This is a genomic window from Streptomyces sp. NPDC047014 (assembly GCF_040644195.1).
Taxonomy (GTDB): domain Bacteria; phylum Actinomycetota; class Actinomycetes; order Streptomycetales; family Streptomycetaceae; genus Streptomyces.
On sequence record NZ_JBEYVX010000005.1, the window covers coordinates 59,138 to 79,849 of the forward strand.

The 20,712-nt window shown below is 71.3% G+C and carries 19 protein-coding genes, 1 tRNA gene and 1 pseudogene; 10 read left to right on the plus strand and 11 right to left on the minus strand.

Annotated elements, in window-relative coordinates:
• Nucleotides 1-41 precede the first annotated feature (41 nt).
• The 4 genes from ABZ873_RS04885 to ABZ873_RS04900 all read left to right on the plus strand — a co-directional run bounded on the left by ABZ873_RS04885 (nt 42) and on the right by ABZ873_RS04900 (nt 3,982).
• On the plus strand, nt 42-794 hold the full coding sequence (locus ABZ873_RS04885) for a DUF2637 domain-containing protein (protein ID WP_360865221.1): 753 nt from the start codon (nt 42-44) through the stop codon (nt 792-794).
• Between the two features lie 136 nt (nt 795-930).
• Nucleotides 931-2,400, plus strand: a complete 1,470-nt coding sequence (locus ABZ873_RS04890) for a replication initiator (protein ID WP_360865224.1) — start codon at nt 931-933, stop codon at nt 2,398-2,400.
• On the plus strand, nt 2,391-2,594 hold the full coding sequence (locus tag ABZ873_RS04895; RefSeq protein WP_030956933.1) for a helix-turn-helix domain-containing protein: 204 nt from the start codon (nt 2,391-2,393) through the stop codon (nt 2,592-2,594). Before ABZ873_RS04890 ends, ABZ873_RS04895 begins: the two co-directional genes overlap by 10 nt.
• The gene (locus ABZ873_RS04900; protein WP_360865229.1) at nt 2,588-3,982 is read left to right on the plus strand and encodes a site-specific integrase; all 1,395 of its coding nucleotides are present in this window, start codon (nt 2,588-2,590) and stop codon (nt 3,980-3,982) included. The genes ABZ873_RS04895 and ABZ873_RS04900 overlap by 7 nt, the downstream gene beginning before the upstream one ends.
• An 80-nt stretch (nt 3,983-4,062) precedes the next feature.
• On the opposite strand, the gene ABZ873_RS04905 is transcribed toward ABZ873_RS04900, so the two are convergent.
• The 8 genes from ABZ873_RS04905 to ABZ873_RS04940 form a co-directional block, all read right to left on the minus strand.
• A complete protein-coding gene (locus ABZ873_RS04905) occupies nt 4,063-4,443 on the minus strand; it encodes a hypothetical protein (protein ID WP_360865231.1) in 381 nt (126 codons plus the stop codon).
• A 74-nt stretch (nt 4,444-4,517) separates the two neighbouring features.
• Nucleotides 4,518-5,258, minus strand: coding sequence for a hypothetical protein (locus tag ABZ873_RS04910; protein WP_360865234.1), 741 nt, complete (start codon nt 5,256-5,258; stop codon nt 4,518-4,520).
• Nucleotides 5,259-5,556: 298 nt separating this feature from the next.
• Nucleotides 5,557-5,644: transfer RNA gene (locus ABZ873_RS04915), tRNA-Ser, on the minus strand.
• A 42-nt stretch (nt 5,645-5,686) separates the two neighbouring features.
• Nucleotides 5,687-6,637 (minus strand): peptidase, encoded by a 951-nt coding sequence (locus ABZ873_RS04920; protein WP_360865237.1) that lies wholly within the window; start codon nt 6,635-6,637, stop codon nt 5,687-5,689.
• A 240-nt stretch (nt 6,638-6,877) separates the two neighbouring features.
• On the minus strand, nt 6,878-7,942 hold the full coding sequence (locus tag ABZ873_RS04925) for a putative sulfate exporter family transporter (protein ID WP_360865239.1): 1,065 nt from the start codon (nt 7,940-7,942) through the stop codon (nt 6,878-6,880).
• The gene (locus ABZ873_RS04930; RefSeq protein WP_360865242.1) at nt 7,942-8,499 is read right to left on the minus strand and encodes a cysteine dioxygenase family protein; all 558 of its coding nucleotides are present in this window, start codon (nt 8,497-8,499) and stop codon (nt 7,942-7,944) included. Before ABZ873_RS04930 ends, ABZ873_RS04925 begins: the two co-directional genes overlap by 1 nt.
• A 79-nt stretch (nt 8,500-8,578) precedes the next feature.
• The gene (locus ABZ873_RS04935) at nt 8,579-9,484 is read right to left on the minus strand and encodes a LysR substrate-binding domain-containing protein (protein WP_360865244.1); all 906 of its coding nucleotides are present in this window, start codon (nt 9,482-9,484) and stop codon (nt 8,579-8,581) included.
• 106 nt (nt 9,485-9,590) lie between these two features.
• Nucleotides 9,591-11,141 carry a trypsin-like peptidase domain-containing protein gene (locus tag ABZ873_RS04940; RefSeq protein ID WP_360865247.1) on the minus strand — a complete coding sequence of 517 codons (1,551 nt, stop codon included), beginning with the start codon at nt 11,139-11,141 and terminating at the stop codon, nt 9,591-9,593.
• Nucleotides 11,142-11,375: 234 nt separating this feature from the next.
• Here ABZ873_RS04940 and ABZ873_RS04945 point away from each other — a divergent pair, with 234 nt between their 5' ends.
• The 3 genes and pseudogenes from ABZ873_RS04945 to ABZ873_RS04955 all read left to right on the plus strand — a co-directional run bounded on the left by ABZ873_RS04945 (nt 11,376) and on the right by ABZ873_RS04955 (nt 13,932).
• Nucleotides 11,376-12,164, plus strand: a complete 789-nt coding sequence (locus ABZ873_RS04945) for a glycerophosphodiester phosphodiesterase (RefSeq protein ID WP_360865608.1) — start codon at nt 11,376-11,378, stop codon at nt 12,162-12,164.
• Nucleotides 12,165-12,249: 85 nt separating this feature from the next.
• Nucleotides 12,250-12,866 (plus strand): annotated as a pseudogene (locus ABZ873_RS04950) (ATP-binding protein).
• A 91-nt stretch (nt 12,867-12,957) separates the two neighbouring features.
• Nucleotides 12,958-13,932, plus strand: coding sequence for a DUF5926 family protein (locus ABZ873_RS04955; protein WP_360865250.1), 975 nt, complete (start codon nt 12,958-12,960; stop codon nt 13,930-13,932).
• Nucleotides 13,933-14,129: 197 nt separating this feature from the next.
• Here ABZ873_RS04955 and ABZ873_RS04960 read toward each other — a convergent pair whose 3' ends face one another.
• Both ABZ873_RS04960 and ABZ873_RS04965 read right to left on the minus strand, forming a co-directional pair.
• Nucleotides 14,130-14,696, minus strand: coding sequence for a hypothetical protein (locus ABZ873_RS04960; protein ID WP_360865253.1), 567 nt, complete (start codon nt 14,694-14,696; stop codon nt 14,130-14,132).
• A 111-nt stretch (nt 14,697-14,807) separates the two neighbouring features.
• Nucleotides 14,808-15,512 (minus strand): bifunctional DNA primase/polymerase, encoded by a 705-nt coding sequence (locus tag ABZ873_RS04965; RefSeq protein ID WP_360865257.1) that lies wholly within the window; start codon nt 15,510-15,512, stop codon nt 14,808-14,810.
• A 398-nt stretch (nt 15,513-15,910) separates the two neighbouring features.
• Between ABZ873_RS04965 and ABZ873_RS04970 the strand changes: the two genes are divergently transcribed.
• A complete protein-coding gene (locus tag ABZ873_RS04970; RefSeq protein ID WP_360865260.1) occupies nt 15,911-17,464 on the plus strand; it encodes a PP2C family protein-serine/threonine phosphatase in 1,554 nt (517 codons plus the stop codon).
• A gap of 116 nt (nt 17,465-17,580) precedes the next feature.
• Nucleotides 17,581-19,062, plus strand: coding sequence for an aminopeptidase P family protein (locus ABZ873_RS04975; RefSeq protein WP_360865263.1), 1,482 nt, complete (start codon nt 17,581-17,583; stop codon nt 19,060-19,062).
• 103 nt (nt 19,063-19,165) lie between these two features.
• Here ABZ873_RS04975 and ABZ873_RS04980 read toward each other — a convergent pair whose 3' ends face one another.
• Nucleotides 19,166-19,609 carry an ATP-binding protein gene (locus tag ABZ873_RS04980; RefSeq protein ID WP_360865266.1) on the minus strand — a complete coding sequence of 148 codons (444 nt, stop codon included), beginning with the start codon at nt 19,607-19,609 and terminating at the stop codon, nt 19,166-19,168.
• A 256-nt stretch (nt 19,610-19,865) separates the two neighbouring features.
• Here ABZ873_RS04980 and ABZ873_RS04985 point away from each other — a divergent pair, with 256 nt between their 5' ends.
• Nucleotides 19,866-20,693, plus strand: coding sequence for a hypothetical protein (locus ABZ873_RS04985; RefSeq protein ID WP_360865269.1), 828 nt, complete (start codon nt 19,866-19,868; stop codon nt 20,691-20,693).
• The last annotated feature ends 19 nt before the right edge of the window (nt 20,694-20,712 follow it).

Consider the following 20,712-nt stretch of genomic DNA (forward strand, 5'->3'; position numbering starts at 1 on the left):
CGCTCCGTCCCCGACCCCTTGGAAAGGGGGTGAAACTCCTCATGTCAGAAGACCGGATCACACAGCGCATCGTGACCGTCGTCATGGTGGTCATCGCCGGACTCGCGTTCGTGTTCTCCTTCGGCAACGTCTGGTCGCTGGCCCTGCGCCTGGGCATCCCCGCCCCGATCGCGCCGCTGATCGCGCCGATGGTGGACCTGTCCGTGGTCGGCCTCCTGGTCGCCCTCCGGTACCTGTCCCTGCGCGGCGTACCCGCCGAACACCTCAAGGCCGCGAACCGGCTGATGCACGCTTCCGGCTTCTTCACCCTCGCCCTCAACATCGCCGAACCCATCCTCGCTGGACACTACGGCCGCGCCTGCGTGGACGCCGTGGCCCCCCTGCTCCTTCTCGGCTGGGGCGCCGTCGGCCCCGCGCTCCTGCGCCACTTCCACGCCGTCACCACTCCGGCCCCGGCCACCACCCCCGTGCCGGTCCCCGAACCCGTCACGGCGCCGGAACCGGCTCAGTGTTCGGAAGACGAACCGGTCGCCGGGCCTGCATCGGAACCTGAACAACTCCCCGTAGCGGAACCGGTCCTCGCTGCCGCTCCTGCCCTCGCTCCGGCCGCTGCTCCGGCGACCGTGACCCTTCCGGCGGTCAAGGTGCCCCCGGCCATGCTCGACGCCGCCCGCGAGATCGCCGACGAACACCGGACAACTACCGGTCAGCCGATCACGCTGCCGCAGCTCAAGACCCGGCTCGGCGTCAGCCTTCCGATGGCTACCGCCGCTCACGCGGTCCTGTCGGCCTGACTCTCCCGCCGGCCTTCCGGCACCTCTCCACCCCTCGGCCCCATCCGGGCCTACCCCGCCATGCCTCCGGGCAGCACCACACCCCTTTCGTGGTGCTGCCCGGGGCATCCCCCACCAGCGGAAAGGACACCCGCCGATGCCCCGCAACCTCGACCTGCGGCACGTGATCAGCCCCGCTGTCCGGGACCTGATCGAACTGGCCAACCTCGAAGACTTCGACCGCACCCGCGATCAGATCACCCGCCTGCGCGGCTGCACCCGCCCCGTCAACCTCGTCGGCCACACTCACACCCTCAACGCCGCCACAGGAGAAACGATCCGCTCGTACTCCACCAGCGACGAGCCCACCGGACGGCTCCTGACCACCTGCGGAAACCGCCGCGCCTCCCGCTGCCCTGCCTGCTCCCGCACCTACGCCGCCGACACGTTCCACCTCGTCCGTGCCGGGCTCTGTGGCGGCAAGGACGTCCCCGAGTCCGTCCGCACTCACCCGCGCGTCTTCCTCACCCTCACGGCCCCCTCCTTCGGCCCCGTCCACAACCGCCCCACCACCACGGACAACAAGCCGCGCCCCTGCCGCTGCGGCACCCGCCACCCCGAGGACGCTCCCGAACTCGGCACGCCCCTGGCCCCCAAGTCGTACGACTACACCGGCGCCGTGCTGTGGAACGCCCACGCCGGGGCCCTGTGGGCACGCTTCACTCTCAACCTCCGCCGCGCCTTGGCCGCCCACTTCGGGATCACGCAGAAGGACATGCAGCAGGTCCTGCGCGTGTCATTCGCCAAGGTCGCCGAGTACCAGAAGCGCGGCCTGGTCCACTTCCACGCGGTCGTCCGCATCGACGGGCCCGATGGCCACACCAGCACCCCGCCGGCCTGGGCCGCTGTGGATGACCTCACCCACGCCATCCGCACCGCTGTCCCCCGCACCGCCCTCACCGTCTCCTCGGACACGGTGGGAGACCAGGAGATCCGCTGGGGCACCATGCTCGACGTGCGGGAGATCACCGCCTTGGGGGACGGCGAACTCACTGACGCGGCCGTGGCCGGGTACGTCGCCAAGTACGCCACCAAGAGCGCCGAGGACTCCGGCACCGTGGACCGCTCCTTGGTCTGCCGGACCTGTTCGGGCCGGGGGACCGTCGGGGGTCGCGTCAAGGATCTCTGCCCCGACTGCGAAGGCACCCGCCAGGCCGAACCTCTTCGGGAACTGCCCGTACACCGGCACGTCCGACAGATGATCCGCACCGCCTGGGATCTGGGCGGCCTGCCCGAGTTCGCAGACCTCAAGCTCTGCAAGTGGGCCCACATGCTCGGCTTCCGCGGCCACTTCTCCACCAAGTCCCGCGCCTACTCCACCACCCTCGGCGCACTCCGCGACATCCGCCGCGCCTGGCGCCTTGCCCAGGCTGACGCCGCCCGCGTCCGCGCCGGCCACCCCACGCCCGCCCCGGACACCGTGCTCGTCACCGAGTCCTCCTGGGCCTACCTCGCCTCCGGCTACCGCCCCGGCGAAGAACTCCTCGCCAACCAGACACGGCACGAAATCAACCAGACCCGCGCCGACAAGGAACGCGCCAAGACCGAAGGGGAGGTATGGCAGTGACCGCCGCACCGACCACCCGCATGCTGACCATGGTGGAAGCGCTGGCCGAGCTGCGCATGTCGCGGGCCGCCTTCTACCGGCTCCGCGCTCGTGGCAACGCGCCCCGCTGCCTCAAGCTCCCCAACGGACAGATCCGCATCCGCCGTGCCGACCTCGACGCGTGGTTCGAGGGCTGCGAGGTGCCCGCGTGCTGACCTTCGACGTGCAGATCTGGGGCATCCGCAAGCGCCCCGACCGCGCTGCGGCCTATCAGCTGCGCTGGCGAGTCGGCGTGCAGCCATTCTCGAAGAGCTACAAGATCAAGGCCCAAGCGGACGGCCGACGCTCCGAGCTGCTGGCAGCGCTCCGCAAGCGCGAGCAGTTCGACACCGAGACCGGCCTGCCGGCCTCCGAGGTGCAGGCGGCCCAGTCCCCCACCTGGTTCACGCACGCCCGGGAGTACGTGGCGATGAAGTGGCCGAACGCCTCGGCCAAGCACCGCGCGAGCATCGCGGACGCGCTCGCCACCGTCACACCGCGCCTGGTCAAGGACAACCGTGGTGCCCCCGCTCCCCGGGTCCTGCGAACCGCCCTCTACTCCTGGGCCTTCCGCCTCGTCCTCGACCAGGACGGCGAACTCGTGGCCCGCATCGACGCCGAGGAAGCACCCGAAGCCATCCTGGCCGCCCTCGACTGGATCGGCCGGAAGTCCGTGGACATCTCGTCCCTGAACACGCCGACGGTCGTGCGGTCCGCCCTGGACGCGCTCGCCCGCAAGATGGACGGGACCGCTGCGGCGGACAACACGGTGAACCGCAAGGTACCCGTGTTCAGCAACTGCCTGCGGTACGCCGTCGAGCTGGACCGCCTGCCCTCCCTGCCCCTGACCAAGGTGGACTGGACGGCACCCGAGACTGACGACGAGATCGACTTCCGATACGTCCCCGGCCCGGCCCTGGCCCGCAAGCTGATCGACGCCGTGGGCGAGCAGAACGACCGTGGTCGGCACCTCAAGGCGTTCTTCGGGTGCCTCTACTACGCGGCCACCCGTCCCGGCGAAGCCGTGGGTCTCCGCGAGTCGGACTTCACTCTGCCCGAGGACGGCTGGGGCCAAGTCATCCTGTCGTCCAGCTCCCCTCGCGTCGGCTCAGGCTGGACCGACTCCGGGGAGTCCTACGACTCCCGGGGCCTCAAGAAGCGCGCCCGAAAGGCCACCCGCGAGGTGCCCATTCCTCCGGACCTCGTCCGTCTGGTCCTCGAACACATCGCGGAGTTCGGCACCGCCGCCGACGGACGACTCTTCCGCGCGGCCCGTGGTGGCGGCCTTCTGAGCAAGGAGTATGGCGACATCTGGAAGGCCGCTCGCCGCTCGGCCCTCACCGATGAGGAAGCCAAGACGCCGCTTGCTGGAGTGCCGTACGGACTCCGCGCCGCTGGTGTCTCCCTCTGGCTGGAGTCCGGCGTCTCCCCGGCCGAGGTCGCCCGCCGTGCCGGCCACAGCATCGCAGTGCTGTTCCGCTTCTACGCCAAGGCCATCCGTCGCAACCAGCACCACGCCAACCGACAGATCGAACGGGCGCTCTCCGAGGCCAACGACCAGTAACACAGCGACCCACCACCCAAGGGGCGTCCTAAACACAGGGCGCCCCTTTCGCCTGCCTTAAAGAATCCACACATCTCGACCTAGGAAATCCGGGACGGGAGATTCCGCGCCTCCAGATAGGCCCTAATTCCTGCAATATCATGAAGATCTTTGTCGCGACCGACGCCTCCTGCCACAAGCCGGGACTTCCATTCCATCACCCTAAGTAGAGGCATAAACCTAACGCCTTCAACGACTTCCGCTTCCGCGATTAGCGAATCCACAGAATAGTCGAACCAGCCATCCAGAATCTCGATCGTCTCACCCATTAGACCGATACGCCGCGCCCACCCCATTGGGGCGTCCTCTGGAGTTCCGAAACTACCGGCCACTTCCCAAGCAGCACCACGCGCCACGACGTCGAGATCCCCAATTTGCCGCCTAATACCATGCACCAGCAGCGAGCCACTGCCAGCGATCAAGTAATCCTCCACAGGGAGCCCCAACGAAAATAGGTCCCGAAAGAATGGATGATCGCCAAGCATCGCCCACATCCCTAAAGAGGAGACAGTCCGAGAATGATCCTAGTGGCGCTGGCCGAAAAGAGTGCGGCCGCCACACTCACCAGGGTTCCGATCACGTAGTAGTCCCCAACCAGCTTCCCCCCTTGCCTTGCCTCTGGAGCTCGTGCGAACGACTTCGCCGCAACCACCAAGGCAGCCGCTTCAGGGCTACCAGAGACAAGAAAAGCGAAGAGGATGAACCTTTCGATCCAACCCACATGGGGCCCAACCTTCGTGAAATCATTTGTGTTCACAGGGAGGTTACCGGAGGCAATTTCCGCCTCAATCTCCTTCAGGAGCGGACGCACCGCAGGCCCAATAACAAGCTGACAGCCAAACATAGCAATCAGCAATCCTGAAACCGTAATGAGGAGCCGGCCGTCGACCACAGCCAAATATTTCATGCTGTCTTGGACAGAGCCCTCTCCTACATACAGCAGAAGAGCAACCGACGCAGCGGAACCGACGCCAGCGACGTATCGCGTCGGTGACATAGTGGGGGCTGCGAGCCAGTGGAAGTCACCAAAGATTGCAAGCCACGGCCTGCAGAAAGCGGTGATACAAACAGTCAGAATTACGACCGCTACCAGCGCAAGCCAGGCACTTTGACTTCGACTGGCAGGCAAGATGACGACGGCCGCGTACCCGGATGCGAATAGAACCGCCAACGCCGGGCGCTTCTTATACCAGGCCAAACCCGCCGGGATGGATAATGCGGCAACCAGTCCGATCACTGTGCGAGCCAACTCCACGAGACCTCCCCGAGCCTAGCCGTGCAACACCCTTGGCCTGACTGGCTGTTGAGCGTGCTCGACACCTGCCTGTGCCTCGGCAGGCTATCGCGTGTGACGCCTCACGCGGCTGCGCAGCTGGTAGCCGATCCAGGCAGGAGGTAGCACCGATCTCGGTCCACGCCTGGTCCACACACCATGATCTAAAGCAGCACACGGGCGGATCATGGTGAGACACCGCTCCACGACGAAGGGGTGCCCCTGGTCGGGACACCCCTTCTGGTCAGCGCATTCGCTGAGCTGGCGGTGGGTGTGGGATTTGAACCCACGGTGACTCGCGCCACGACGGTTTTCAAGACCGTTCCCTTAGGCCGCTCGGGCAACCCACCTGGCCGGTACAGAGTACCGGCCGGGCGGGGGTGGCGGGGGCGTCAGGAGGTCTGGGCCTTGTCGTAGGCCGCCTTGGCCTCGTTGCCGAGGTACGGGCCGTGCATGCGGTTCGGGAGGAAGTTGTAGCCGAAGCTGTTCACCGAGACCTGGGTGCCCAGGCCCGTGGTCTCGTTGAAGTCCTGGAACCAGGGGCCGCCGCTGGAGCCGCCCGTCATGTTGCAGCCCAGGCTGTGGTCCTTCGTCAGCAGGAAGTCCTTGCCGCTGTTGCCGCTGCAGTAGACCAGCTTCGTGCCGTCGTACGGGGCCGCCGCGGGGAAGCCGAAGGCGTACATCCGCTTGTTGTAGCCGCCGTTGAACAGGACGCCCTGGGCGCCGACCGTCTGGCTGAGGGTCTTTCCGTTCAGCGGCGCGACCACGGCCAGGCCCACGTCCATGTTCATGTCCTCGCTCGCCGCCCACTGGTCGGTGGCGAAGGTCTTCGTGGCCGACCACTGGCCGTACGGCGCCGAGCCGTTGTCGTAGGCGGGGACGAAGACCCAGTTCGTGTGCCAGGCGCCCTGGTACTTCACGCAGTGGCCGGCCGTCATGACCGTGCTGCCGTTGGCGCTCGTGATCGAGTTACCGGAGCAGGAGGCGGTCCGGCCGCCCATGGTGAAGAAGACGCGGCCCGAGGTCTTCACCACCGCGCCGCCGCCCGTCCAGGCCCCGCCGGCCTGCGGGAAGGCCGTCGGGGCGGCCGCGGCGGGGGTCGGCGCGATCGCGGTGGGGGCCGCGGCGGCCGCCACCGGGGTGCGGGCCGCGCCCGGGAGGGCCGTCACGTCGAGCGGGGTGGCGGCGCGCATGCGCTCCGCGGTCCAGAAGCCCTGGGTGTGCTGCTGCCGGAAGGACGCGGGGGCGTCCGCCGCGATCGAGGGGGTGGCCGCCGTCAGGGCGCCCGCGACCAGGGCACCCGCCGAGAGCAGGACGGACAACGCCGTGCGATGACGATTCACGCAGGACTCCTTCTGCCGTGCCCGGACCGGACGGATCCGGGCAGGGTGGGGGTGAAGAGCGGTCGGTGCGGATCGGCTGTGCAAGAGCGGTGCGGGGGCAACGGGGTGCGGATGCGGCGCGCATCGGTCGGAGCGCGCTCGCCGGGGCAGAGTGGCACGGCCCCGTCGCAATGTCAGCGGGGAGCATGAACGTTCGGTCGGTTCCGGCCAGGAATTGGCCAACTCCCGGCCGTTGCGCGGTCATACTGTGAGCATCACGCCCGCGTACGAGGCTCCGGCCACCACCACCCACGCGCCCAGCCCCAGCACGGCGGCCCGCCCGCCGGTACGGGCCAGCGACGGCAGGTGCACCGCACTGCCCAGTCCGAAGAGCGCCGCGGCCAGCAGCGCCTCCTGGGCGGTGTGCGCCCACTCCAGCGCTACGTCGGGCAGCACCCCGGTGGCGCGCAGCGCGGCCGCGGCCAGGAACCCGGCCACGAACAGCGGCACCAGTGCGGGCCGCCGGCCCGAGGCGGTGCGCACCCCGCGCCGCCGGGCCCGTACCGAGAAGGCCACCGCGGCCACCAGCGGGGCGAGCAGGGCCACCCGCATCAGCTTGACCAGCACCGCTTCGCCCAGCGCCTCCGGGCCCGCGGTCTGGGCGGTGGCCACCACCTGGCCGACGTCGTGCACACCGGCGCCGACCCAGCGCCCGAAGGCCGGGTCGGACAGGCCCAACGGGCCCTGGAGCAACGGGAGTACGGCGATGGCGAGGGTGCCGCACAGGGTGACCAGGGCCACCGAGGCCGCCACGTCCTCCTCGTCACTGCCCGAGACCTCGCTCACGGCGCCGATCGCGGAGGCCCCGCAGATCGAGTAGCCGGTGGCGATCAACAGCGGCTGGTCGCGCGGGAGTCCGAGGCGCCGGCCCAGCCAGATCGTGCCGAAGAAGGTGGCCGCGACCACGCCGACCACCATGGCCACCGTGGCCCAGCCCAGCCGGAGCACCTGGTCCAGGCCCAGACCGAGGCCGAGCAGGACGATGCCCACCCGCATCAGCCGCCGCCCGGCCAGCGAGAGCCCCGGGCGCGCGGCCCCGCGTACGAAGGCCCGCGAGCCGGGCAGATGCGCCACGGCGATGCCCAGGACCACCGACGCGGTCAGCATCGGCACGGCGGGGACGAGGAGGTGGAGGAGCCAGGCCACCAGGGCGCCGCCGACCGCCAGGGCCAGCCCCGGCCACGGCGTCGATGCCGGCGTCGGCGTCGGTGTTTCACGTGAAACATCTCCGACCGCCGCGCTCTGAGGGCGGTGAAGGAGCGCCATCAGTCGACGGGGAGCGTGTAGACGCGGCGGATGCTGGTGCCCAGCCGGGAGACGTCGGCTCCGTAGACGTGCACGGATATCGCCGTGCCACGACAGGAGTTGCGCACCTTGTGGATGTCCCCGGGCGGGGCGAAGCCGCAGACCTCCCCCTGGGCGTTGACCACGTCCTCGGTGGCCACCAGCCGCGCGGGACCGCTGTCGGGGCCGCCCGGGACGAGCCGGAAGCGGCGCTCGCTCTCCTCGCCCTGGTGCACCCCGGCCACGCACCACGAGACGTGGTCGTGGATACAGGTCTCCTGTCCGGGCAGCCAGACCAGCGCCACCACCGAGAAGCTGCCGTCGGACTCCGCGTGCAGCACGTGCTGCCGGTAGCGCTCCGGGTCGCCCTCCTGCTGCTCCGGGGTCAGGAGGTCGGAGGCCCCCAGGTGCGGAGCGAGCCGTTCGCCCACCAGGTAGGCGGTCAGGTCGGGGGCCAGACCCCGTTCGACGACCGTGCGGATCTCACTGACGAGGGCGGCCATCCTCGTGGTGGTGCGGGCCGGAGTGGTGGTGGTCATATCGGCAGCGTGCTGCCGTCTTCCCATCACGTCCAACGACAGTTATGACCCGAAATCCCAAGCAGCGCTTATGGATCGCTCAGCAGCCGACCCGGTTCGCGGCCGCCTGCTTGAGCGCGTCGAGCACCACGGCCGTGGCGGGGATGCGCAGATGGTCCCGGTAGACGTAGGCCGCTATGTGCCGCCGCGCGGCGGGCTGGAGCGCCCGGCCGCACACCCGGCTCAGGGAGAGGGAGGGCAGGACCAGCGCCGGCATCATCGCCACGCCCAGCCCCTGCGCGACCAGGCTCTGCACCACCAGGTTGTCGTCGGTGGCGAAGCGAATGTCGGGGACGAAGCCCAGCTCCGCGCACTCGTGCAGCAGGTTCGCCCGGCAGCGCGGGCAGCCCGCGATCCACCGCTCCTCGGCGAGATCGGCCAGCTGGACGGCGCGGCGGCGGGCCAGCGGATGCCCGGTCGGGAGGAGCACCGTCAGCTGGTCCTCCAGCAGCCTGACCTCCGCGACCTCCTCCGGGACCTCCTCGTGCAGGCCGGGATAGGTGAAGGCCAGGGTGATGTCGCACTCGCCGCGCTCCAGCCGGCGCAGCGATTCGGGAGGCTCGCCCTCCAGCAGCTCCACCTGTATGCCCGGATGGTCCTTGGCCAGGCCGCTCAGGGCCTCCGGTACGAGGGTGGCGTTGGCGCTGGGGAAGCCGCACAGCCGGACCCGGCCCGTGCGCAGCCGCGCGTACGCCCTCAGCTGGGCCTCGGCGGCGGAGAGGTTGCCGAGGATGGTCTCGGCGTGCCGGGACAGGGACTCACCGGCCTCGGTGAGCTGCATCTTGCGGCCCACGCGGGTGAACAGCGGGGTGCCGACGGCCCGTTCGAGGGCCTTCATCTGCTGGGTGATGGCGGGCTGGGTGTACCCGAGCACGCGGCCGGCCGCCGAGTACGACCCGGCGGCCACGACCGCGTGAAACGTGCGTATGTGCCGAGAATCGAACACGACCGAAGCATAAGCGGACGTTGGAGGGGCCGTGGGCACAATCCGTCCCACGGCCCCCCGCCTCACCGTCCGGCCCCTGCCGCTGCCGGTGCGCCCGCCGGCGCCGCTACTTGTCGCCGACCCGCGAGCCGAGCGTGATGTCCACGGTGGTCGGCTTGCCGCCGCGCAGGTACGTCAGCTTCACGGTGTCGCCGGGCTTGTACGTCCAGATCAGGCTGATCAGGGTCGGGCCGCTGTCGACCGGCTTGCCGCCGAAGTCGGTGATGATGTCGCCCGGCTTGAGACCGGCCTTGCCCGCCGGGCCGTTCGGGTCGACCAGCTCGTTGGCGGCCGCGCCCTGCTCGGAGATCTTGGCGCCCTCGGACTTGGCCTGGAGGTCCACGGAGACCGAGATCACCGGGTAGACCGGCTTGCCCGTCTTGATCAGCGACTCGGCCACGTTCTTGGCCTGGTTGATCGGGATGGCGAAGCCCAGGCCGATGGAGCCCGCCTGGCCGCCGCCGAAGCCGCCGTTGCCCGCGGACTGGATCGCGGAGTTGATGCCGATGACCGCGCCGCGGCCGTCGAGCAGCGGTCCGCCGGAGTTGCCCGGGTTGATCGAGGCGTCCGTCTGGAGCGCGCTCATGTACGAGTTCTTGCTGCCGGAGCCGTCCCCGGAGGCGACCGGACGGTTCTTCGCGCTGATGATGCCGGTGGTCACCGTGTTCGACAGGCCGAAGGGGGCGCCGATCGCGATGGTGGAGTCACCGACCGCGACCTTGTCGGAGTCGCCGAGCGCCAGCGGCTTGAGGCCGGCCGGCGGGGCCTTGAGCTTGAGGACGGCGACGTCGTAGCCCTGGGCGCGGCCGACCACCTCGGCGTCGTACTTCTTGCCGTCGGAGAAGATCGCGAAGAGCTTGCCGCCGTTGGCGGCCGAGGCCACCACGTGGTTGTTGGTGAGGATGTGGCCCTGCTGGTCGTAGACGAAGCCGGTGCCGGTGCCGCCCTCGCCGTCCCCGGCCGACGCCTCGATGGTGACCACGCTGGGCAGCGCGCCCGCGGCCAGGCCGGCGATGGAGCCGGCCTCGCGCTTGAGGTCCTTGGGGGTGTTGGTGGCGCTGATGGTCGTCGACCCGCTGCCGTTGTCGCTGCGCTCGGCGGCCCAGTAGCCGACGCCGCCGCCGATACCGCCCGCGAGCAGGGCCGCCACGAGCACGGCGGCGATCAGGCCGCCGCGCCCCTTGGGCTTCGGCGCGGGATAGCCGTCGCCGGCCGGGGGAGCGCCCCAGACGGGGCCCGCGGGGCCGCCCGTACCGTACGCCGGCATCGCGGGCGGCGGCGGAGGCCAGCCCTCCGCGCCGTGCGCGGCCTGGGCGTGCGGCTGCCCGTAGCCCGGGGCGGGGGCCGCAGGCGCCGGGGGAATCGGCTGGGTGGGCTCGGTGCCGGGCGCGGGCGTCGGCGGGATCTGCTGGGTCACGGCCTCACCGGCGGCGGGCGCCGCGGGCGCCGGAGCGGGCGGGGTGGCCGGGGCCGCCGGGGCCGGGGCGTCCTGCGGGGCGCCGGCCGGCCGGTGGGCGGGCGCGTGGGCCGCCGCCTGCGTCTCGGAGGCCGGAGCAGGGGGTACGGACGGGGCCGCGGGGGGTGTGGGGGCCGCGGTGCCCTCGTTCTCGTTGCTCACAGCTCTCTCTCCTCGTCACACACGCTGCAGAAAATCTGGCAATCGGTCCGACAGAACGTTCGACGTGCCGTACAAGTTCCTGAGCCAAGCCTTTCCCATGGCCCGTCAGAGCACTGTAAGCCGGACCTGTGCATCTCTCCCCACTCTTTATATCCGACATTTCGATTACGCTCGCAGGCCGGACCCCGACGCCGGGAGCCCGGTCGGTGGCACCATGACCCGGTGACCCACGCAATGCCGCGCACCATCCAGGTCGTCGCCCACCGCGGCGCCTCGGAGGACGCCCCCGAGCACACCCTGGCCGCGTACCGCAAGGCCATCGAGGACGGGGCCGACGCCCTCGAATGCGATGTCCGGCTCACGGCCGACGGCCATCTGGTCCTGGTCCACGACCGCCGGGTGAACCGCACCTCGAACGGCCGGGGCGCCGTCTCCGCCCTGGAGCTGGCCGATCTCGCGGCCCTCGACTTCGGCTCGTGGAAGGACCGGGAGGAATCGCCCGACTGGGACGCCGACCCCGAGCGCACCTCCGTGCTGACCCTGGAGCGCCTGCTGGAGCTGGTGGCGGACGCCGGCCGGCCGGTGCAGCTCGCGATCGAGACCAAGCACCCGACGCGCTGGGCCGGACAGGTGGAGGAGCGGCTGCTGCACCTGCTCAAGCGCTTCGCCCTGGACACCCCGCCCGCGGAGGGGCCCCATCCGGTCCGGGTCATGAGCTTCTCGGCGCGCTCCCTGCACCGGGTGCGGGCGGCCGCCCCGACGATCCCGACGGTGTTCCTGATGCAGTTCATCACGCCCCGGATGCGGGACGGGCGGCTGCCCGCCGGGGTGACGATCGCGGGCCCGGCGATGCGGATCGTGCGCAATCACCCGGGCTACATCCGCAAGCTCCAGGGCGCGGGCCATCCCGTTCACGTCTGGACGGTGAACGATCCGGAAGACGTTCAGCTCTGCGCGGATCTGGGCGTGGAGGCGATCATTACGAACAGACCGCGTCAGGTTCTGTCCCAACTCGGGCGCTGACATCCCTGTTTGCGCACCCGCCCCCACCATCCCTCGCGTCACAGGGTGTGCCCCGGCGCATCCGCTCCGTATACGCACGGCGTGAATGCGTCAGTGCGGTCCGACGTGGCGGTTTCCGGTCCAGGCCATTGGGGCATCCAGACCATGCGTGGGGCTAAGGAGGTTCCGGGGGTGGCGTTGGTGGTGGCACAAGAAGTGCCCACGTCGTCGTGCATGGACGTACGCCATGGTCCTGCGGGCGTGGGTGAGGCGAGGCACCGCATGCGCGAACAATTGCGCATGAGCGGAGTGGCCGAAACGGTCGTGGACGATGCCGTACTGATCCTTTCCGAACTGCTCAGCAACGCATGCCGACACGGCAGGCCACTGGGCGCGCGGGAGGTCGGGGACGGGGAGGTACGCGCCGCATGGCGTGTCGACGGAACCGGGCGGCTGACGGTCGAGGTCACGGACGGAGGCGGGCCCACGCGCCCTGTTCCTTCCACGCCCTCGGTCACCGCTCGCGGCGGCCGGGGGCTGAACATCATCAGCGCCCTCGCCCAGGACTGGGGCGTCCGGGACGGAGCGGCGGGTGAGGTCACCGTGTGGGTGGTCGTCGCCTGCGGGCCCCGGCACGACGACTTCGCTACGCGCGTCGCACCCCCGGCGATCGATTTCAGCACCGCGTTCGACGATCTGAGCACGGGGCACCGGGACTTCTGAGCTCCCGGCCGCACCCCACCGGTTCCGGCGGTACGAACGGCTAGGCTCGCGCCCAGACACGCCGTACCGCCGCAACCGGGAGACACGCACGATGGCCAAGAAGCGCCCCGCAGCCAAGTCTGCGAAGCCGCAGCTCAACAACGGTGAGATCCCCGTCGTCGGAGCCCGCGAGCCCTGCCCCTGCGGATCGGGGCGCCGCTACAAGGCATGTCACGGCGCGGCCGCCGCGCACGCGGTGACCCAGCACGTGCAGCGCCCCTTCGAGGGCCTGCCGGGCGAGTGCGACTGGGTCGCGCTGCGCGAGCTGGTGCCCGCGGCCACCGTCCCGCTCTCGCTCAAGGGCGGACTGCCCGAGGGTGTGCCCTCCGTGACGCTGGTGACCGTACTGCCCATGGCCTGGCCGGCGCTGCGCCGCGAGGACGGCTCCGTCCTGCTCGGCCTGCAGAACGAGACCTCCTCCGGGGACCTCGCCCGCGACATGGCCGACACCCTGGAGCGTGCGCTCGTAGCGGAGCCCGGAAATCCGGTTCCCGCGCGGCGGGTCCCCTCCGAGGGTCCCCGGCTCCAGGATCTTCTGGACGCCGACGGCGGTTTCGAGCCGGTTGTGCACAGCGGCTTCGAATTCTGGATTCCGGAATCCGAGGGCGGGCCGAACGCCTCCCCGGAGATCGCCGCCTCGCTGGAGCGCGCCAACGCGGCCGCCATTCCCACCGTCAAGCTGACCGGCGTGGACGCGGCCTACTGGTGCGAGACCCCGGACAAGAACCACCTGCGCTGGGTCATGCCGCACGCCGAGGAGAAGCTGCTCGACGCCCTCGCGCGGCTGCACGCGGCGGGCACCTCCTCGCTCGGCGAGGGCACGAAGCTCGTCGGCTCCTTCCGCGCCCACGGGCTGATGGTCCCGGTCTGGGACCTGCCCACCGGGGTCTCGGCGGCCGATGTCGAGAAGCCGGCGGCGGAGTTCGCGGAGCGGCTGGCCAAGGCTCTGGCCACGGATGCCCCGCTCACCGCGGAGGAGCGCCGGGCCCGCGGCGGACTCACCAACCGCCAGGTGACGCTGAGCTGACCGGACGGGTCCGGCGGGCGCGAGGAGCCGGTGACCGGAGTCACAACTCCCGCTAATCGTCTGCAAATCGGTGTCTGAATATCAGAGATCGAATTTGCGAACAGGCGATCTCTTGTTACCGTTCTTGTAGCCCGGTCGCTGGTGCATCCCCCGTCGCCAGCGACCGGGCCCTTCCATTTAGGCGGTGTTCAACCGTCTCACGGTGCCGGTGAGTTGCTCCCGGACCGCAGGAGCAGCTTCCCTTCATCATCCGGAACTGCAAACTCCGCTACGGCCGAGTAACCCTCCGGGTCCCCCACCGAGTCCTCCCTGGGCGTCTCGCACAGCCCCGGCTCGTCCCCCGCGCCCACCGCGCAGCGGATCTGCACCGTACGCCCGGCCGGACCCATCGTCGTCAGCACGGCATCGAGCGCGTGGCCACTCGTGTTCCGGTAGTAACTCCGGCCCCACGTCCGGCCTTCCGACACCAGCACGCAGGTCTGGACCTCCACCCCGTACGGAGCGGTCAGTTCCGGACCGCACCGGGAATCCGTCCGCGGCTGCTCCGCCGGACCGGGCCGCTCCAGCCCGACCGGCGCCTCCGAACGGGCCGAAGGCGCCGGGGAGGAGCCGCGGGAGGGCTCCGCGAGGCCGAGCGTCGAGAGCAGGCCGCCGCCCTTTCCGTCGTCCCGCCCCGCAAAGTCCGGCCCGGCGATCGCGCCGGCGAGCGGGAGCGACAGGATGATCAGCACACCGGCGCCGATACCGATCAGGCGGAGATTCATTCGCCGAAGATAGCGACGCGGGAATGGGGCGCGGAGATCCCCGCGCCCAATTCCCTTGGATTCCGGCCCCGCCGGCACCCGTACGAGTGATCCGGCGGACGCCGCGCGCCGTCAGTACGCCAGCCGGCTTCCGCCGCCCGACGCACCGCTGCTCGCCTCGACCAGGGCGTGCACCACCGCCTCGACCTCGGGCAGCCACGGCGCCGGCTCCCGCGGGTCCGGCTCCCGTTCCCAGCGCACCCGGCCACCGGTGGAGGCGGCGGACGGCGGCAGCAGGAGGTAGCCGCCCTCGCCGTGGAAGCGCAGCGACGAGGGCACATGATCCTTCGTGTACAGCAGTTCGCCCAGCCGTTCCAGCGAGTAGGGCGCGACCAGCAGCGCCCACCGCGTGGGCGTGGCCACGACCGGACCGAGCCGCAGCCCTTGCGCGTCCAGTCGTACGAGGGCCCGCGCGGCCGCCCCGGCCGGGAGGCTCACCGCACACGGGGCGGGCCCGCCGGTGGCCAGCAGGACGGGCGCGGCCGGCCGGTTGGCCCACCACCAGGCCACCATGCGGCGGTCGGTGGTGGCGGCCAGCAGGCCGGGATCGAAGGGGTGCGCGCCGGGGACGACGCACTCGGGATCGGGGCAGGCGCAGTGCGCGCCGTCCGCGCCGGACCGGCCGACACCGGGCAGCACGGGCCACTGCCAGGTGGTGGCGCAGGTGAGCGCCGTTTCGAGGTGGGTGGAGGGGGCGCTGTTCCGTGCCGGATCGGGCCGCAGGGACTGAAAGCGATCGCGGAGCCGCTGGAGACGCCTTCCGAGGATCTCGCGCATGAGCGCTCGTTCCTTTCCGTTGAACGCCGAGGGCCACATCACACCATGCAACCGGGGACTCACCACACGTACGGATCCGGCGGTACTGGTCCGCCGGGGGCGGGTCCACGCGGTTCGTGCAGTCTTCGTACGGGTCCATCAAACGTCCGGCGGGGGCGGAGCGCGACCCGCGCCGACTGCCGGGGCCGGCCGTCGTCACCGAGGACGACCGCCCGGGACCGGGTGGTTCCCGGTGTGCCAACTGCCCCCGGCGGACACCGAGTACGTACCCGAGCCCCTTGTGGAGCTCGTCCAGTCGACCTCAAAAACCGGCTGCTTCCAGCTTTTTCCGGCCAAGTTCTAGCCTTGGCCCGACCGTGAGTTGCCGTCTCACGGACACCAGGATTCCCACCTGGGCAATGCTGGACAGGGATCCACGTGGGCGTGTAGATGTGGATTCCTTGATGGCGGCGCAGCACGATCTGGGGGTTTGCGATGCTATTCGGCGAATCGCACCAGGTGGAAAGGCGGACGCCATGAGCGCCCCGCATCTGCCGAAAGTGGCTGGAATCGATCCCGCAGTCGACACGTCGCCGCACACTGCGACGCCCACGGCTGCCCGTACCGCGCCCGCGCCGGCCCCGCCGGCCGCCCCGGGCAGTGTCATCCAGGACCGCCTGGCGGGCATGGTCTCGGATCTCACCACCCTCCACGAGCTCACCGAGCGGCTGGCCCGGGCCGACGGCCTCGGCACCTCCCTCCAGGAGTTCCTGCGCGCCGGGGCGGCCCTCGTCGGCGCCCGGCGCGGCCTGGTCGTCCTGGAGCCCTCCGACGGGCTCGGCCCCGCCACCACCATCGGCCTCGGCCTCGGCCACGCCGAGCTCGGGCACATCGAGACCGTCCCCCGCAGCGCCACCCGCTACGGCCGCATCCTCGACGGGCTGCCCGACGCCCAGGGCGGCTCCGAATTCCTCCCCGAACCGGACGCCGCCCCCGGTACCGGAGGCTTCGCCGCCCCCGTCGACCCCCGGCACCGCGAGGTGGCCGCCCGCCTGGGCTACGCCGCCAGCTACGCCCTCCCGCTGACCGCCGAGGCCACCGGACGGCTGGGCGCCGCCGTCTGGCTCTACGACGAGCAGGCCGAGCCGAGCGACCGCCAGCGCGACCTCGCGAGGCTCTACGTACGGCACGCCGCCGAGCACCTGGCCCGGATGCTGGAGGTCGAGCGCTCCCGCGCCCGCCTGGCCACCGTCGCCGAGGAGCTGCTGCCCAGCCGGCTCCCCCGGATCCCGGGCGTGCAGCTCGCGGCCCGCCACCACACGGGGCCGCTCGGCGGGGGCGACTGGTACGACGCGCTGCCGCTGCCCGAAGGGGCCCTCGGGCTCGCCGTGGGCTCCGTCACCGGATCCGGCCCCAGCGCCGTCGCCGCCATGGGCCGGCTGCGTGCCTCGCTGCGCGCCTACGCCGTCATGGAGGGCGAGGACCCCGTAGCGGTCCTGTCCGACCTGGAGCTGCTGATGCGCCTGACCGAGCCCGCGCGCTCGGCCACCGCGCTCTTCGCCTACTGCGAGCCCGCCGGAGGGCTCCCGTCCGGCGGCCGCGGACACAAGATCGTCCTGGCCGGTGCCGGGCACGCCCCGCCGCTCCTGGTCGGCGAGCACCGCACCGAGTACGTCGAGACCTCCCTCTCCGCGCCCCTGGGGATGCTGTCCTGCTGGGAGGCGCCCAGTATGGAGATCGAACCCGCGCCCGGAGAAACGGTGCTGCTGTACACCGACGGGCTGCTGCGGCACACCGGCGACGCCATGGACCGGGCCTACGCGCGGCTCCACGCGGCCGCCGCCGGAGCCCCGCGGAGCGCCCGCGAGGACCCGGCGGCCCTGTGCGAGCACATCCTGCGGACCGTGCTCCCCGAGGGGAGGCCGGCCGACGCCCCGGAGGACATCGTGCTGCTGGCGGCGCGGTTCGAATGATCCACCGGGCCGTCCGCCCGTGACCGCGCGCACGGCCCCGGACACCCTGCTCCGTACACGCATACGATGGACGAGGTCCACACCCAGGTCCGTACCGTCGTAGCGGAGGAGAAGACGTGGCTGACGAGCTCACCCCGGAGACCCCGGAAGAAGAGCAGCCCAAGAAGACGCACAAGCAGCGCAAGAACGGTCTGTACCCGGGCGTCAGCGACGAACTCGCCGAGAACATGCGCACCGGCTGGGCCGACACCGAGCTGCACGGCCTGGAGCGGATCCCGCAGGCCGCGCACACCGCCGCCCGCCGTGCCGCCCTGTCCGAGCGCTTCCCCGGCGAGCGCCTGGTCGTGCCCGCGGGCCGCCTCAAGACCCGCTCGAACGACACCGAGTACCCCTTCCGCGCCTCGACCGAGTACGCGTACCTCACCGGCGACCAGACCGAGAACGGCGTCCTGGTCCTGGAGCCCACGGGCGCCACGGGGCACACCGCCACCGTCTACCTGCTGCCGCGCTCCGACCGGGAGAACGGCGAGTTCTGGCTGTCCGGCCAGGGCGAGCTGTGGGTCGGCCGCCGTCACTCGCTCGCCGAGGCGGAGCAGCTGCTGGGCCTGCCCGCGCAGGACGTCCGCGAGCTCGCCGCCGCGCTGACCGAGGCCGAGGGCCCCGTCCGCGCCGTCCGCGGGCACGACGCGCTGATCGAGTCCGCCCTCACCGACAAGGTGACCAAGGAGCGCGACGAGGAGCTGCGCGTCTACCTCTCCGAGGCGCGCGCCGTGAAGGACGACTTCGAGATCGGCGAGCTGCAGAAGGCCGTCGACTCCACCGTCCGCGGCTTCGAGGACGTGGTGAAGGTCCTCGACAAGGCCGAGGCCACCTCCGAGCGCTACATCGAGGGCACCTTCTTCCTGCGCGCCCGCGTCGAGGGCAACGACATCGGCTACGGCTCCATCTGCGCCGCCGGCGCCCACGCCTGCACCCTGCACTGGGTGCGCAACGACGGCGACGTCCGCTCCGGTGACCTGCTGCTGCTCGACGCCGGCGTGGAGACGCACTCCCTCTACACCGCCGACGTCACGCGCACGCTGCCGGTCAACGGCACGTACACCGACATCCAGCGCAAGATCTACGACGCGGTGTACGCCTCCCAGGAGGCCGGGATCGCCGCGGTGAAGCCCGGCGCGAAGTTCCGCGACTTCCACGACGCCTCCCAGCACGTGCTGGCCGAGAAGCTCGTGGAGTGGGGCCTGCTGGAGGGCCCGGTCGAGCGTGTCCTGGAGCTCGGCCTGCAGCGCCGCTGGACCCTGCACGGCACCGGCCACATGCTCGGCATGGACGTCCACGACTGCGCCGCCGCGCGCACCGAGGCGTACGTCGACGGGACGCTGGAGCCGGGCATGTGCCTCACGGTCGAGCCCGGTCTGTACTTCCAGGCCGACGACCTGACCGTGCCCGAGGAGTACCGCGGCATCGGCGTCCGGATCGAGGACGACATCCTCGTGACGGAGGACGGCAACCGGAACCTGTCGGCCGGGCTGCCCCGCACCTCCGACGAGGTCGAGGCGTGGATGGCGCGGCTCAAGGGCTGGCGACCGGCTCCGTAGGCGACTGCATCCGCGGACGACTGCTTCCGTGGACGACTGCTTCCGTGGACGACTGCTTCCGTGGACGGGCGGGATCCCTTGGGGGGTCCCGCCCTCCGGCGTTCTACGACACCTTGAGCAGCGCGTCGTCACGCCATTTCAGCACCTTGTCGAAGGTCACCACGGCGCCGCGGCCCGGCCGGTTGCGGAAGCGGACGTGGTCGGCGAGCTCGGCGATCAGGTGCAGGCCACGGCCGTGCTCGGCCAGGGAGGGTCTGCGGCGGGCGACCGTCGCGGGCGGGAAGCCCGGCCCGGAGTCGGTCACCTCGATACGGCAGCAGTCGCCGTCGAGATAGGCCGTGACGTGGTACGCCTCGGTCCCGTCCGGGCCCGCGCCGCACCCGCCGTGCTCCACCGCGTTCGCGCACGCCTCGGTCAGCGCCACCGAGAGATCGAAGGAGATGTCCGGGTCCACCCCCGCGGTCTCCATCGTCCCCAGCAGCAGCCGCCTGGCGAGCGACACGCTCGCGGCCTCGCGCTTCAAGTGGAGAGACCACCAGATGCTCATACCGTTACCTATTGCCGTCCGCGAGGGACCGTAAGCGTGCTGCGACCGTCCGGAACGGCATTCCGTCCTTTCGGCGGACGCCGTTCGTCCGGGCAGCGGTGTACACGGGCCGCCTCCTTGTCGACCGGCCGCGGTCGCGGTGGTCACAGCGGGTGGCGGCGGGGGCAGTGGTCGCGGCGGTCACAGAGGGGACTCAAGCGGATCTTCCGGACCTGCCGTAGGGACGGGATCAGTGCAGTGCGATGATGACCCGGCCATGTCTGACCCCCATGCGACGCACGCCGGAGCCGGTCTCCGGCTGATCCGGGCCGCGGTGTTCACCGCGGTCTGCGTCGTGCTGTCCGGAGCCGGGCACGCCCTCGCGTCCTGCGCCACCGTGCCGTGGTGGTCCCTGTGCGCCGGCTTCCTCACCGTCTTCCTGGTCGCGGCCCCGCTCGCCGGACGCCGCCGGACCCTGCCCGGCCTCGCCGCCGGACTCGCCGCCGGACAGCTCTCGCTGCACGCGCTGTTCGGCCTCGGCCAGCACGGCGCCGCGGCCGCGCAGGCCCCGGCCGGCTCCGCCGACGGCTCGCTGGCGGAGCTCGCCGCCCGGCTGGTGTGCGGGGGCAACTCCGTACCGCTCAGCCCGGCGGACGCCCGCCGCGTGCTGGAGGCCGCCGGTCTGGACCCGGCCGCGCTGGCCCAGCAGGGCGGGCAGATGGCCGTGCAGGGGCACGGCGCGCACGGGCACACCGCCGGGGCGGCCCTCGCCGTACCGGACACCGGGCTGCTCAGCCCGGGGATGCTGGCCGGCCACCTGCTGGCCGCGCTCGCCGCGGGCTGGCTGCTCAGCCGTGGGGACGCCGCGCTGTTCCGGCTCGTCGAACTGTCCCGGCTGTCCGCCGCCGGGACCACCGCCGTCCGTCCGCTGCGGGCCGCGCTGGCCTTCGTACGCGCCCTCCGCGCCGGACTCGCCACGCCCGTCCGGATCCCGCGGCCGCGCCGCCGGACCGCCGACGGGGCCGCCGTGCCCACGGGCCGGGAAGCGCTCCAGCACACGGTGATCCGCCGCGGGCCGCCCGCCGCGCTCGCCCTCGCAGCCTGACGCGGCACCCTCCTCCCCG

Bases quoted from the DNA above. Each gene is read 5' to 3' on its own strand.
- ABZ873_RS04885 (WP_360865221.1), top strand. From the start codon at position 42: ATGTCAGAAGACCGGATCACACAGCGCATCGTGACCGTCGTCATGGTG.
- ABZ873_RS04890 (WP_360865224.1), top strand. From the start codon at position 931: ATGCCCCGCAACCTCGACCTGCGGCACGTGATCAGCCCCGCTGTCCGG.
- ABZ873_RS04895 (WP_030956933.1), top strand. From the start codon at position 2,391: ATGGCAGTGACCGCCGCACCGACCACCCGCATGCTGACCATGGTGGAA.
- ABZ873_RS04925 (WP_360865239.1), bottom strand. From the start codon at position 7,942: ATGGCGCTCCTTCACCGCCCTCAGAGCGCGGCGGTCGGAGATGTTTCA.
- ABZ873_RS04930 (WP_360865242.1), bottom strand. From the start codon at position 8,499: ATGACCACCACCACTCCGGCCCGCACCACCACGAGGATGGCCGCCCTC.
- ABZ873_RS04945 (WP_360865608.1), top strand. From the start codon at position 11,376: ATGCCGCGCACCATCCAGGTCGTCGCCCACCGCGGCGCCTCGGAGGAC.
- ABZ873_RS04955 (WP_360865250.1), top strand. From the start codon at position 12,958: ATGGCCAAGAAGCGCCCCGCAGCCAAGTCTGCGAAGCCGCAGCTCAAC.
- ABZ873_RS04960 (WP_360865253.1), bottom strand. From the start codon at position 14,696: ATGAATCTCCGCCTGATCGGTATCGGCGCCGGTGTGCTGATCATCCTG.
- ABZ873_RS04965 (WP_360865257.1), bottom strand. From the start codon at position 15,512: ATGCGCGAGATCCTCGGAAGGCGTCTCCAGCGGCTCCGCGATCGCTTT.
- ABZ873_RS04970 (WP_360865260.1), top strand. From the start codon at position 15,911: ATGCTGGACAGGGATCCACGTGGGCGTGTAGATGTGGATTCCTTGATG.
- ABZ873_RS04980 (WP_360865266.1), bottom strand. From the start codon at position 19,609: ATGAGCATCTGGTGGTCTCTCCACTTGAAGCGCGAGGCCGCGAGCGTG.
- ABZ873_RS04985 (WP_360865269.1), top strand. From the start codon at position 19,866: ATGTCTGACCCCCATGCGACGCACGCCGGAGCCGGTCTCCGGCTGATC.